General features: G+C 50.3%; 12 protein-coding genes and 1 riboswitch. Of the genes, 3 read left to right on the top strand and 9 right to left on the bottom strand.

Features of this window, described 5'->3' with window-relative positions:
• Nucleotides 1-177 precede the first annotated feature (177 nt).
• Both LLG46_00440 and LLG46_00435 read left to right on the top strand, forming a co-directional pair.
• On the top strand, nt 178-1134 hold the full coding sequence (locus LLG46_00440; GenBank protein ID MCE5321763.1) for an ATP-dependent 6-phosphofructokinase: 957 nt from the start codon (nt 178-180) through the stop codon (nt 1132-1134).
• Between the two features lie 74 nt (nt 1135-1208).
• On the top strand, nt 1209-1625 hold the full coding sequence (locus LLG46_00435; GenBank protein MCE5321762.1) for a bacteriohemerythrin: 417 nt from the start codon (nt 1209-1211) through the stop codon (nt 1623-1625).
• Nucleotides 1626-1628: 3 nt separating this feature from the next.
• Here LLG46_00435 and pdxA read toward each other — a convergent pair whose 3' ends face one another.
• The 4 genes from pdxA to LLG46_00415 form a co-directional block, all read right to left on the bottom strand.
• Nucleotides 1629-2624, bottom strand: coding sequence for a 4-hydroxythreonine-4-phosphate dehydrogenase PdxA (gene pdxA / locus LLG46_00430; protein MCE5321761.1), 996 nt, complete (start codon nt 2622-2624; stop codon nt 1629-1631).
• A gap of 194 nt (nt 2625-2818) precedes the next feature.
• The gene (locus LLG46_00425; GenBank protein MCE5321760.1) at nt 2819-3814 is read right to left on the bottom strand and encodes a PEP-CTERM sorting domain-containing protein; all 996 of its coding nucleotides are present in this window, start codon (nt 3812-3814) and stop codon (nt 2819-2821) included.
• 17 nt (nt 3815-3831) lie between these two features.
• Nucleotides 3832-5295, bottom strand: a complete 1464-nt coding sequence (locus tag LLG46_00420) for a hypothetical protein (protein ID MCE5321759.1) — start codon at nt 5293-5295, stop codon at nt 3832-3834.
• A gap of 10 nt (nt 5296-5305) precedes the next feature.
• Nucleotides 5306-6166, bottom strand: a complete 861-nt coding sequence (locus LLG46_00415) for a prepilin-type N-terminal cleavage/methylation domain-containing protein (GenBank protein ID MCE5321758.1) — start codon at nt 6164-6166, stop codon at nt 5306-5308.
• 17 nt (nt 6167-6183) lie between these two features.
• Nucleotides 6184-6368: riboswitch (cobalamin riboswitch) on the bottom strand.
• A gap of 175 nt (nt 6369-6543) precedes the next feature.
• Here LLG46_00415 and LLG46_00410 point away from each other — a divergent pair.
• Nucleotides 6544-7539 (top strand): transcriptional regulator, encoded by a 996-nt coding sequence (locus LLG46_00410; GenBank protein MCE5321757.1) that lies wholly within the window; start codon nt 6544-6546, stop codon nt 7537-7539.
• Between the two features lie 327 nt (nt 7540-7866).
• Here LLG46_00410 and LLG46_00405 read toward each other — a convergent pair whose 3' ends face one another.
• The 5 genes from LLG46_00405 to LLG46_00385 form a co-directional block, all read right to left on the bottom strand.
• A complete protein-coding gene (locus LLG46_00405; GenBank protein ID MCE5321756.1) occupies nt 7867-10152 on the bottom strand; it encodes a hypothetical protein in 2286 nt (761 codons plus the stop codon).
• A gap of 320 nt (nt 10153-10472) precedes the next feature.
• Complete coding sequence (locus tag LLG46_00400) at nt 10473-11363, bottom strand: homocysteine S-methyltransferase family protein (GenBank protein MCE5321755.1); 891 nt, start codon at nt 11361-11363, stop codon at nt 10473-10475.
• Between the two features lie 27 nt (nt 11364-11390).
• Nucleotides 11391-12014 carry an SGNH/GDSL hydrolase family protein gene (locus LLG46_00395; GenBank protein MCE5321754.1) on the bottom strand — a complete coding sequence of 208 codons (624 nt, stop codon included), beginning with the start codon at nt 12012-12014 and terminating at the stop codon, nt 11391-11393.
• An 85-nt stretch (nt 12015-12099) separates the two neighbouring features.
• On the bottom strand, nt 12100-12978 hold the full coding sequence (locus LLG46_00390; protein MCE5321753.1) for a carbohydrate ABC transporter permease: 879 nt from the start codon (nt 12976-12978) through the stop codon (nt 12100-12102).
• The gene (locus LLG46_00385; GenBank protein MCE5321752.1) at nt 12971-14173 is read right to left on the bottom strand and encodes a sugar ABC transporter permease; all 1203 of its coding nucleotides are present in this window, start codon (nt 14171-14173) and stop codon (nt 12971-12973) included. Before LLG46_00385 ends, LLG46_00390 begins: the two co-directional genes overlap by 8 nt.

Raw genomic sequence — 14173 nt, 5'->3', positions numbered from 1 at the left:
ATTCTTGCCGATATAAAAGATGAGAAAATCATCTTTTCTCCTTCCTTAAAGTGTTGTGGCTTATATCCGCTTTGAGAGCTCCAAGCTCTACAAACGGCCCGTTGGCGATATTGCCGGCGGGATTTCTTTTTGTACGGGCATAGAGGGATTCTTCCGAAACGCATATAATCATTCTATATGCCTGTAAAAACAATCGGCCTTCTAACAAGCGGGGGAGACGCTCCGGGAATGAACGCCTGCATCGCCACCATTGCAGCGCGTGCTGAGAAGCTCGGACTGGAGGTGCGCGGGATATTCCGCGGGCTTCAGGGGCTTGTTAATGCCGATACGATTCCCATAGGCGTCGAACTCGAGGGTCTTGCCAGGCGCGGCGGGAGTTTTTTGGGCACATCACGAAACGGCAGACTCGAATCCAAGCTCATTGATATGGGTATCGAGGAGGCTATGAAGCACTGTGGTGTCGATGGTCTGATCGTCCTGGGCGGGGGCGGCACCCTTGAAGCGCTGGGCAAACTTGCAATAGGCGGCGCACCTATAATCGGAGTGCCCTGCACGATTGACAACGACATTTTCGGCACCGACTATGCCCTGGGTTTCGACTCAGCGGTCAATAAGGCGCTCAGGGCAGCCGACGAGATAATGGACACTGCCGAGAGCCTTTCCGAACGCGTTTTTATGATAGAGACCCTTGGCGGCAGAGCCGGTCATATGGCTCTCGAGACCGCATACTCTGCCGGAGCCGATGCAGTGTTTGTACACGAAGTGGAGCCCGGCATCGATGCGGCAATCAATAAAATAAAAACCAAGATGGACGCCGGAGGCACTCATGGGCTTGTCGTCCTGTGTGAAAACCTCGGCCTTGAAAGCATCGCAAGACAGCTTGAAGAAGGAACCGGCAGGCGCATAAGGATCACCGTCCTCGGCCACACACTGCGCGGCGGAAACCCCACATATTTCGACCGCAACCTTGCCCGCCAGTTTGGTGAGACGGCCTTCGATCTGCTCGTCTCCGGCGAAACAGAAAAGATGGTAGCCTGCGTCGGCAAAGATATTGTTTCAGTCCCTCTGGAGCATATAGCAGGCAAAAAGAGAGACCTCGATATGCATAAATACGATTTCGTCAATCAGCGTTGATCTGTCTCCAGTCGGCCGCATTTCTTCCCGATATAACTATAGATCAGATACTATAGTAACAAGAGGATCGGAAGATGCATGTTGAATGGACAGTTGAGATGTCCGTTGGGATCACTGAGATAGATGACCAGCATAAAGAACTGATAAGAAGATCAAACGACATTCTCAACGCGGTAATCGCCGGGAAAAGCATTGAAGAAGCTGAGCGGACCATTGCCTTTGCGCAAAACTATCTGGCCTGCCATTTTCAGACGGAAGAGAAATATATGATGCGCTACGGCTATCCTCAATATGTCAGCCATAAAGCCCGGCATACACTCTATTTGATGGAGTTTTCCGGCATCAAACACAGTTTCCAGAGCGGTGATCCCGACTCAACCCTGGCTCATGTAAGTGACAAACTAATCGAACCGCTCATCGATCACATCAAACAGGAAGATAAAGCCCTCGGTAATTATATCTATGCCACAAAGCAGAAAATAGCCGCCTGAAGGCTAGAGCCGCCCCAACATATCCGCCGCCGCCAGAATCGCTGCTTTCATGCTTACGGGATTTGCGATACCTTTCCATGCGATATCCAGAGCCGTGCCATGATCGACTGAAGTCCGCAGCACCGGCAGACCCAAAGTAGCGGTAACAGTGCCGTAGAAGTCGCGTGTCTTAGCCGCGATGTGCCCCTGATCGTGATAGAGCGAGATAACGCAGTCGAACTTGCCTTCGAGCGCCATATTAAAGACCGAATCTGCGCCTATAGGTTCGCTGACCCGAATTCCTTCCTCAAGCGCAAGTTGGACAGCCGGGATCAGGTATTTCTCCTCTTCGTCGCCAAACTGTCCTCCGTCGCTTGCATGCGGGTTCAGAGCGGCAAGCCCGATAGTCGGGTTTTTGAACCCGAATCCAGTCATGGCCTCATGAACACGCCTGATGAATTTGTGGACTCTCTCGGTTGTGACATAGTCTATCGCCTGCCTGAGGGACAAATGACGTGAGAGAAAGAATATGCGCATGTTTTCCGTGATGAAAAGTGTGAGCGGATTCGGTGAGTCCAAATAAGCTGCCAGCATCTCAGTATGCCCGATATATTCGACCCCGGCAAGTCTAAGAGACTCTTTATTTATCGGGGTAGTTGCAATTGCATCTATCTCGCCAGCCAGACCAAGCTCACATGCCCGCTTGACGAATGCATTTGCCGCAAGTCCCGCTTCGGCACTGAGTCTGCCCGGCTCGATGTCCTGCATACCGGGTGTCTCTACATGCACCACTTCTATGGTGCCAAGCTCACCTGTCGCATCAGTCGGTGAGTCTATAGTTATGATAGGGGCGCTCTTGCCTACTGCCTGTGCGCAGCGTCTCAAAATGCCGGCATGCCCGATCACGACAGGCACACACTGTTGGTATATCTCCTCATTTTCCAGCGCACCAAGCACAATCTCCGGTCCGATGCCCGCCGGATCACCGAGAGTTATTCCTATGATGGGTTTTCTATCCAAGCCTGCCCTCCTGTAACGATTGCCATATTATACAACGTTATCAGGGCTGTGCAAACATAGAGATCAGGGCGAACACATGTATAAATGTTTTGTGATGGTGTTCAAACAAACCATCGTTGTTCATACTTTCGTTACTCGTGCGTTTGCCCTGACATAGAGGGGGGTCCGTTGCGCACGGACCCCGGTTTGTGGTGTCACTTGCCGCGGCGGAGGAGCCTTGAAGATGCGGCAAAGCCTAGCATAGAGAACAAAGCTATCATAGAAGATGGTTCGGGGACGGCCTGCAGTTCACAGATAAGAGTATGGCTGTTCCACGTCGAATCATAATAACTGCAGCCGACAGCAATCTGGCCTTCAGAGCGGCTGCGAACGAATGTCAGGTAGGGATAATATGTATTATCGGCGCTGAATTCAGCGATGGTGCTTACAGTGCCGTCTTCGAGTATATTTACTGCGGGAGTGGAAGAGTTGTCGGTAATCAGCAAATTGCCGCCCGAATCGAATGCAAAACCATATGCTCCATCGATTTGAGCAACCGCTTCGGCGTCGGCCTCACCAAGCACACCAGCGCCGACTGCAGATGCAACCTGACTGCTTGTCCACTTAAGCACCTCTGTAGGCAGTGAAGAATAATCACTGGCGACATGACCGGGCGCATAATATAGATTGCCCTCGCCGTCAAATGCCAGCGGGCCGGAGTAGCCGTCAGCAGTCGCGATTGTGTCCAGACTGCCGTCTGTCCCCAGTTTATAGATACTGTTGCCTGCAACAACGAACGCATCATTGCCGGCAAAGTCCATATCATAGTTGCCGGAGAGTGTGGTGAGAGTGGTGGCAGACCCACCTGAAAGCGACATAGACATTATCCTGCTGCTCTCTGTACTCGAATCGCTGAAATAGAGTGTGCCGTTGTTCACTCTCACAAATGATCCGTATACGGCCGTCTCGTATGAATAGAATGTCTGTCCTGCCGTGCCGTCCCGCTTCACTTCACGGATCGAACAACCGTCATTAATCACATAATTGCCGTTGGGCAGAATATCGAATCCACCCAAAAACGCTGAAGCAGGCATATCAATTGTAATGTCCGTCACCGAGTAACCGGCGGCAGTCAGCACGCTTGCATTTACGCTCGATGATACAAACATGGCCAGCATGACCAAAATAAGAGTCTTTACAACCCTCTTCATTCTTTTTCTCCTTGTGCTTAATTTGTTTGTGACTGATATAATTCGATGTCAGATTGCGGATCGACTACCCGTATGAGCGTATCACCCTCCTCCCTGTCGCATATACCGGAGACAACCACATAATCATAATCCTCCGGCAGGCTGTAACTTTCGTCTGTCCACACAACGCGCGCATTGGCCGCCCCATCCGAGATTATGCAGTATCCCTGATCGCTGTCCGTCACCTTTCCCCAAGTTCGTATGAGCATCCCATAGGCCATGTCGGACTCCAGAGACTTAAGTGTCATCCCGAGCGGCTTTGGCTGTGAATCCATATCTATGAGAGATGTGCACGAAAACATCGGATCAGGGAGTATGTAATGACCGTCGCTTATAGACACATGCCCTGTAATTGTGAGCTTATCTCCCACTTCCACATATTTTCCGTCGACTGCAGCGGAGGTGTCATAGTCCACTCTAATCGCAGCCGTTCTATCTGGAGACTCTATATAGAACTTGTCTGAGAAGACTGCTGTCACGACCGCTTCAGTAATCAGAGCATAGTCCCCTGAGTCAATATGCTTTGCCTCACCAATGGTAATAGCCGGACGCACTGCCGAGACCGCGTCAATCTCAGCGGATATTTCGCCCAGGCCGGATGCGCTGTCACCGGCAACTGCATCGGTAAGACGCACATATTTGAACTCACTCAGCCCTGCCGGAATCTCATTGCCATTGGTATCCAGCGTGGGCACACCCGGAGACGACTCGACCACTGCGTCTGCAATGTCGAATGCATCACCGCCGCCGGAGACATAGTCAAAACGCAGTGTGTTATAACATTCCGGCACACTCGGACGTTCCGGCACGCTGTAGAGTTCTTCAGCCGTTCGGGTAACGGTGCAAAACGGATCATAAGATGCGCTGGAAGTCGGCAGATGAATCGAAGGCGTATACTCGGCATAACCGCTCAATACCGTTTCGGAAGCACCTGTATCCATCCCGCCGACCAGTTCCGACGGCAGGATATTCGGCCTTATCAAATACCAGTTGACGAGGTCATTGCTGATCTCGACGAATGCAACTTCCTGCCACCTGTAGCCCGGATCATATTCTGGAGCAATTGCGGTAATAAAATAGCAGTTGCTGAAGACAACGAAGTCCAGGCCATACGGGTTCTTAGGATTGTCCTGAACAGGCTCGCTGAAACCGAGTATTATCCAGCCGAGGTCATTGGTTGTGTCTCGGTCACCCAGGGTCGTCACATAACCCACACTTGCGCTGTGTTTTGGCGACCAAGGCTCATCAGCGCCATCGGGCGAGCCTATACATCTTAGAGGGTTGTTATAAAGTGGGTTATTCACAAACTGCCCTGGGCCGGGGCTATACCACAGCGGGTCATTTACTGCTATATCAGCGAACCACGTGTCGCGTGCATAGACCACACTGGGTACACAGAGTGCGCAGATACACATCATTGCCAATATCTTCAGTTTCACCATAATCATGTCCTCACTTATTGTCGAACAGTCTGTTATCTTCCGGGCCGAACCACCCAAGAGCAAACGCTTTGTTATTGCAGCGATAGATGTTTTTACCGGGTGCGGTCCATCTCATTCTCTGCAAACTGATATGCCCATCGCACCAGCCCACATTAGCCATGCCATTGTGTCGAAAATGAATGCTTGGGCTGGTTGTGGCAATACCCGGGCCGTCCGGGCTGACTTTGTATGGTGGTTCGGCGAATGAATATTCGATCACTGATTTTGTGGGACTTGCGGCCATTGCAGTGTCGGCAAACATAATGGTCATGGAAGGATGTGCAATGTCGCTGGTTGCGGATGCGATCTGATCGGCTTCTGGTCCCCAGTTGCGATAATAGGTCCCGCCGACGTAGAACTGATTATAGCCGAACCCTCCGCCGCCTAATTCAAAACCGTTTGCCGTGTTCACAAGTGTTGGGCATTCCTTTAGGCCGCCGGAACGCCCCATATATTTCCACAGGGGTCCCTTTGTGGGGTCGAATGAGGAATTTGCGTTTGTGCTTGTGCGCGTGCCGTGCCATCGGCAAAGATTGCTGCCTGCAATATCACTTGCGGCTGGCACATAGTGCCCATTGTTGTCATCAGCATATGAGATGACAGCCTGGACAAGCTGTTTGAGTTGAAGTGCACAACGAGTTCTTCGCCCCGACTCTTTGGTCGTTGCAAACACGGGGAATAACATAGCCGCCAATATTGCGATAACTGCAATAACCACCAGCAGCTCAACTAGAGTGAATCCATATATACCAAAACGGCCCCTCGGCCTGTTTCGGAAGTTTTCCTGGCCGGGAGCCTGATATGCGCTTTGTGCGCTGCTTGCCGCCGACATCTTTGCCTCCGAAGATGTTCGCCAAATAGCGTGCAGGCAGGTCTTCTGACTTCCGGATCTTTCTACCCCGGCTCCTTCCCAGCGCCAACAGCGCCAGTGGATAAAGCCGGATCGTTCCCGGTCACAGCGGCGGGCCCGTGACGGCATTTCACCGTCTTCCCTTTTCAGCCCCAATGGGGCAACCTTGCTCGCTAAGACTGATATAGATTTGTGTAATGGGAGTATATCATCGCCTGTCGGCTTTGTCAACAAAACCTGCAAATGGCTTACGAGGCAATCGCAATAGGATCAACCCAAATTCTCCTTGCTTCAAACTACCTAATTTTGTGTTGACAGTTGTAACTATGCCTGCTAGACTGCAGAGTGAGGTGAGGAAAGTGGCAAAATCCGCTCTGTTGATAAAGACTATCGAATTAATAAAGCAACAGCCCGGCATCACAATCAACGGGCTTGCGCGTCAACTGGGGCGGTCTGAAAGGACAATCTATAGATGGCTTAGCGAGCTTGCCGTCGAGCTTGCCACACCGGTCTACTGCAGTGATGGCGGCTATTATCTGAACGATTTATGCGGTGATGATACGCTGGATCTTGATGCGGAAGAAATTTTGGCATTAAAACTGAGTCTCAAGTCCTCACCATTCGGGCAAACATCACCTATCGGCAAGTATGCGCAGTCTGCCTGGAAGAAGATACGTAACGCTGTTTCATATGATGGATTGGTAGCCGCGCGAGATATGGCGGAAGCTCATAGTGTTCATGTGAATGCACCGCCATGTGACGTCAGTTCGGACATCCTGGACAAGATCGAGAACGGATTAAACAAACATCATCGTCTGCATGTAATATACTCTTCTCAAAAAAGCAATGCCGACAAAGAATATGTGATCGATCCATACGCAATTGTTTTCAGAAGACACAGTTGGTATGTCATCGCGGCGAGCCGGGAGCATGGCAAGGTCAGACAGTTCAAACTTGCACGTTTTCTCAGGGTAGTAGAAACTAATGAGTGTTTTGAAGTGCCACAAGAATTTGATGTGGACGATTATTTCCGCCTGAGTTGGGAAGCCTGGGCGGGTGGTGAGCCTACTGTCGTCAAGGTCAGATTCTCTCCAAGGGTTGCGAGGATTATAATGGAGTCCAGGCGGCATCCTACCCAGGTCGTCAAGCCTCGGCCTGACGGTTCCGTGATCTTTGAAGTATGCGTTGCGGGAATAGAAGAGATCGCAATCTGGATAATGGGTTACGGCAGAGATGCACAAGTTCTTGAGCCGCACTCATTGAGGAAATACATATACGAGCATGCCAAGGCGATGTGTGCGCTTTATTCAGATGCCGAAAAAAAAGTAGAACAATTTGTTGGCGGACTGACATAGAATGGCAGTTTGATGGGATATAATGCAGAGATACACTATAGTCGGTGAGGTGTGTAATGCAGTATCTTTCAGACGACCTCGTGCAGTATCTGCGTTCCCATAGGCTGGGAAAAAGACAGAAAGCATCGATCCGGGAGCTTGCCGCTCAATGCCGGCAAAGACACATCAGCATTGCTGAATATGCGGGTCAATATGTCAAACGATCCCTTAAAATCTCGGAATCTATCAGTAGTTCAACAAGGACTTCTTAGTTGAATTTACACAGGGCTCGAAGGAGTTACCCTCCGAGCCCTGCATTACTTCTCTGCCCTCCTTGTGATTTATGCGTTACGGTGAATACGGCACCGTCGGCGTTGTAGCCGGATCGGGCTGTCCAAGCGTCCTGTTCGGTATCAGGTATCCATTATCTGTAAATACGTTGAAGTCAACAAACGCATAGTTCGCGTTAATCTGTGACATGACATCCACCAGATCCTGGCAGCTGGTAAGGCCGACACTGGCTGGTGACGCTCCTCCCAGAACCAAGTAAGCATCATTGAGCACATTTCCTACCTTTCTGCCCTTATAAATCCCGCTGGCTATAGTAAATTTTTCCAAATCATAGCCAGGGGTTCTGGGCATCAGTCTGCGGTCGTTGTAGGCAATGTTCATCATCAGCGCAATAGTCTCACCGGCAAGTGAGCCGGCCGGAGTCGAGCTGTAAGGGCTGTCGTAGTTGTGATCCAGCTTACCGCATGCGCCTGTCTGCGGCAGGAACAGACAAAGGCGCGTCAGCGAGCCGGTCAAGCCTGTATAAGTGATGGTCTTACCTTTGCCGGCAACCATGGTGTTGTTGAGAGTTGTGCCGTAATAGCTGAACGTAGCAAAGGCTTGAGAGAATTTATTGTAGATCATTCCACCCGGGATGATTGTATTGTTCGGGTCGCAGAAGTCGTGCCAACCCTGCTGAGTGAATGTCACAGGCAGATAGCAGCGCCTGTTTGTGACCTCCTCTACAACACAAAAATCAACTCGCACATCGCATCCGGGTGGAAGTGTAACCTGTACTGATCCACCCGATGCCAGGATAAACGAGCTTCCGCCACTGCACTCCTCATCGCAATATGTAGTAACCTGCCATGCTTGAGTTGTCGGGTTCGGAAGGACCGGCGGCGTGATTGTATATAAACCTGACCTTAACCCTTCCGGCTCAACACTGATTTCCGGAACCTGGTAGAGGTAATATCCACTCGGCAGCGGATCAGCATTGACTGACGGTGTCGGGTATACATATCCGTCTTTCTCAAGGTCAACAAACGGGCTTGGAACGTACTCGGAAGTGTCAGGACAGAACAGACCCCACAATCTCGAGGGTTGATTGTTCCAGAAGTAATTGCAACCATATACCTGATTGCCTGTAACAGGCGGCGGTATGGTTATATCCAGCTCATGAGGATCGCTGAAATTGATATTCGGGCATGGCCACACGCTTGTGGCGACTGTTCCGAAATATTCTCCCGGCCACGGGTCAAGGTCACCATCAGCAGGTGAAGTATCGCACTCAGGCGGGTCAGCTGCCGGATTGTCCATCTTGATAACAAGGTCGTTCTCCCACTGGAAAGGACCGAATGAGTACGATCCATCGGGGTTCGTGACAGTCGGGTTCACAAATCCTGGTGCCAGGCTCGTAACAAGCGTTATGCCATCGGCTTTGTATAGAGCAACGCTCACGCCGCCGATTCCTTCCTGATCTGGCTGGAACGGGCTGATGCACGCAGAAGGAGGAACAGGCTGCGTGCCGCAATCCGGTGTGGGTTCCCATTCAGGTGGGTTCTGTTGGCCTTCTGGTCCGATATATTCAGGGTCGGTCCAGGGCCATGGGGCCTGATCCAGCAGTTTATAGCCGGTTATAATAACAGGCTGCCAGTTTCCAAATACCACATCATCATTCGTGCCTGGCGAAAGGTCCACCGTAATAGGATTTGTGTCCCCGTCAGGTGCAGTCTTTACCCATCCATCCTGAATGGTCTCCCTAATGTAGTACTGGGTTGTACCATCACAGTCTACTGGAACGGTAATATAGTCTGTGCATCCATCGACAAGCGTGGTTGCCATTTCCACAACATTACCCAAAGGTCTCTCGATAGTATACGACCAACCCGCCAGCCTTGGTTCGCCTGGGTCCTCTATGCCGTTTCCATTGAGGTCATGGAACTTGCATATCCTGAACCGTGCTGATGGAGACACAAGGAATGCAACCCGTGCTTCATCTTCAATCTTACGGGTGAGAGGTGAGCACCAGTCGGAATAGAACCTCAGGCGTCCGTAATAGCACCCGCATGGCTGTCCATCAGGGTTCCATTCATACGAATCCGCAATTGGCGATGCGGCGCACGTATAGTTTTGTGTCACTATCACCGCTTCAGATGGATCGAGGATTTCAAATGTGTAAGGTGAACTGCAGGTTGTCAGGTAGTTTATGGTCCAGTCGAATGTAATGGACTCCGCGCCATTGTTAAGTACCATAGACGGCGGTGCCGGGGTGCGATACAGGCATATTCCCTGTTGTGCCTGCGCAGTCGAGCAGAAAACCAAGAAAACGAGACATAGTGTAATTTTGTTTAAGTATCGCAACTTGATCTCTCCCTTCCGTAGAGTGTGTCGCTGAATTGGCGGTGTGCGCCGCCATATTGTAAATGCGGCAACCGGCCAATCAATCCTGTCTTGGGAGCATATACCCAATGGCAGATAGGCTGTAAACAAACAGTCGCCAATATAATTATATATAGCCCTGGTTGTCGCTATAACATCTTATTTAATGCGAATTATAAGGTGGGTCGCTTTGTTTTCAGGAGGGCAAGGACGTAGCAAGCGTGCATATAGCGAAGAAAGTGTGAAGTTGAATTTATTTCTGGAGAAGCCTCCAGGCAGTTTGCCTGGAGGCTGATCATTTCCTATTTCCTGTTATCGATTACCTGTTTCATTGCACTTATGTGACCCGGTGTGGTCCCACAGCAGCCACCAATCACGTTTGCACCGGCCTTTATCAAATCAGCTACATGCCCGGCCATATCCTCGGGTGTAGCCTTGAAGATTGTCTGGCCATTCTCATAGACAGGTTTTCCGGCATTTGCCTGTATCATAATTGGGGTATGAGGCAGCGCTTCGCGAATCTGCCCGGTAATCTCGATCATATTCTCAATGCCGTTGCCGCAATTCGCACCGACTATATCCGCCCCGGCCTCGACTGCCGTCTTTGCCGCGTCTGCGGGGGTTGCGCCCATCATAGTCCTGAAACCGCGAGCGCCAGGCTCAAATGTGAATGTGCAGATCACAGGCAAGCCGGTATTTTCCTTTGCGGCTCTGATGGCCTGAGAGGCTTCGATTACGGACATCATCGTCTCAATGCAAATTGCATCCGCTCCGCCTTTCGCAAGTGCAATGACCTGTTCTTTGAATGCGTTGTAGAGGTCCTCATTGGAAGCATCGCCGCCTTCGTCGTATGGAATCCGCCCCGTGGGACCGACGGACGCCGCGACATATCCACTTTCGCCCATAGCATCTTTTGCTATCTTTGCTGCAGCAGTGTTAATCTCAGCGACTCTATCTTCCAAGCCGTATTCTTTCTGTTTATAGCTTGTGCCGCCGAAGGAGTTGGTTTCAATGATGTCGCTTCCTGCTGCAATATACGATTCGGCTATGTCCTTCACCACGTCAGGATGCGTAATACACCAAAGTTCAGGTGATTCACCTGGCAGCAGTCCCTTGGCCTGCAAAAATGTGCCCATTGCGCCGTCTGAGACCAATATTTCCCCTGCGGCGAGTCTGTCAAGCATTGCTTTCATGTTGTCCCTCCAAAATAGGTAGAGGCATTATAATATACCCAGTTCCTCAACCGCATCCAGCCATAACCTTGCTATCAAAGCATGCCCGTTTAGTGTTGGATGGACGCCGTCTGCTGCCCAAAACTGAGGTTCGCGGCGGCATGCGGCCTGGGCAAAGAGTCCATCAAGCGGTATCAGGGCCGCTTCAAATTCCCTGGCGAGCTTGCGAACCACATGTATCTTCGGGTCCAGGTCCTCTCGCCATGCAAGCCGGTCATCAGGGTAAGGAAGCACGAACGGCTCCATCATAATAATGAATGCATCCGTGTTTTCGCGCGTGCGAGTCAAAATGTCACGATAGTCCTGCTCATACGCTTCGGCGGAGGTCGGGTCATTGCTGTCATAACGGCGCCAGGTATCATTGATGCCGATCAATATTGAAACCAAATCGGGCTTGATATCTATGCAGTCCGTCTGCCAGCGGGAGCGAAGGTCCCTGACTCTATTACCGCTGATTCCTCGGTTTACAAACTCGACCCTATCTTCAGGATATTTGGATGCATACGTCGCTGCGATCATCATCGGGTAGCCCAAACCAAGGCCATTCGGTTCCTGCAGCCTTGTGCAGTCCGTCACGCTGTCACCTTGAAAGAGTACGACCATGTCATTCATAGCAAAATCCTTCCAATAACAATTTAATGCCGGGCGCTTAAATTGCTAAACGCCCGGCATTATAAAATTAACGGCCTTTGTCGACCTACCTGCCGCCAAAGCCGGACATCTTGATGCCCTCGACAAAATATCTCTGGTTGAATATAAACAACAGGATCACGGGTATGACCGCCATCATCGACACGGCCATCATCTGGGTGTAGTTCGTGAAATTTACGCCGACGAAATAGTTCAAGCCGATTGGGATGGTACGGAGTTGTTCTGATATCGTGACAACCAACGGCCACATGAAACCGCCCCATGACCCCATAAATGTAAAGGTAGTAATAGTGGCGATAGCGGGCTTTGATAGCGGGATAACAACATTGCGAAGAATGCCGATATATCCGCAGCCGTCTATCTTAGCCGCATCTTCAAGTTCACCGGGCAGGCTCATGAAGAACTGCCTGAGCATAAATGTTCCGCCTGCGCTGAACATACCCGGAATAATCAATGCTGAGTAGGTATTGATAAGCCCGAGATGTTTGAATATAACAAAGACCGGGATCATAGTCACCGATCCGGGGATCATCATAGTCGCCAGATATGCAAGGAAGAGTCTGTCTCTGCCCGGGAAGCGAAGCCGTGCAAATGAGAAAGCAGCCATAATACTGGTTGAGACCTGTCCAAGCGTCACACAAACTGCGACATATATACTGTTGAGATAAAGTCTGGGCAAATTGACGGCATTCCAGGCATCCGGATAATTTCCCCACCAGGCTCTAACCAGCTTTCCGTCTACCATAGTGTCATGCCAGAAGAAATGTTCCGGGATCCACTTGATTCCGCCGGTCGTGGAGAAAACTTCACCCGGCTGCTTGATCGAAGTGCTCAACATCCACAAGAACGGGATGACCATAGAAATTGCACCCAAAGTCAGTATGACGTAGAGAAATATTTTCGTTCCCAACCCCAGCTTATTCATAACTCACCAACTGTCCACCTAATTTCCAGGTAATCAAAGTCAACATCAACACCACAATAAATATAAACCAGGATATAGCCGAAGCATATCCCATATTGAAGTTTTCAAAAGCGGTTTTGTAAAGATAGTACTCAAGTGTTGTCGTGCTGCCGACAGGTCCGCCGCCGGTCATAATCTTGGCCTGCATAAATCCACTCTGCATTCCCGCGATAACACCCATTATCATAATATAAAATGTGGTCGGGCTTATCATAGGCCATGTCACCGACCAGAATTTCTTCCAGCCGCTTGCGCCGTCAATTTCTGCTGCTTCATACATAGATCTAGGGACACCCTGCAGTGCCGCCAAATATAGAATTGCATTAAAGCCGCCGATGCTTCCCCAAAAGCCCATAAACATAAGTGAGGGTTTGGCCCAGCTGACCATTCCAAGCCAGTTGGGAGGATCACCCATGAAGTTACTCATTGTTACAAAGAAACTTCTGCCATATGCGGCAATTATAATATAAACTGCTGCGCTTGATAGTATGACAAGGATGCGGTAAAGCCACTCAGGCCAGTAGAATTTTAGCTTCTCGCATATCCACGACAGAAAAGAAAGCACTGAAGCAATAATACCGATTATAATTAAGCCGAAGACAGCCGCGCAGAATATGGTAAAGAGCATGGCGAGCGGTTTGCTCGCATAAATAACTGCGCCGGCGGATCTTATACACTGGTTCAACAGTCCCACTTCTGAGTTGAAGATATACTTCCACAGGATCAGCAGCGCCACACCTGCGGATACGGATGGCAGGAAATATACAGTCCTGAAGAACACCACTCCCTTGATCTTCTGGTTCAGCATCAAGGCGAGGATTAGGCTGCCGGCCATACCAAGCGGGATTCCCATCATCAAGAAAACGGTGTTATAGAGATATTGCCAGAAAAACGGATCATTTGGAACCAGATGACCGCCGTCATGTCGGAACCACAAGAGACTCCTGAAGTTGTCCAGCCCAATCCATATAGGCTTGGAGAAGATGTTCCAATAGGTGAATGCCATAAACAGCGACACAACAACCGGGATCGCAGTGAAGATTGCAAAGCCCAGAAAGTTCGGCAACAAGAAACCATATGCTGCCATGGTTTCGCGAAAAGCATTACTTGATAAGTCTCTCTTGGAGCTTTTCTTTTGTATATTAGTCTTTGACAC

It is taken from the genome of bacterium (genome assembly GCA_021371935.1).
GTDB lineage: Bacteria > Armatimonadota > UBA5829 > UBA5829 > UBA5829 > UBA5829.
This window is presented reverse-complemented; position numbering and strand designations above follow the sequence as displayed.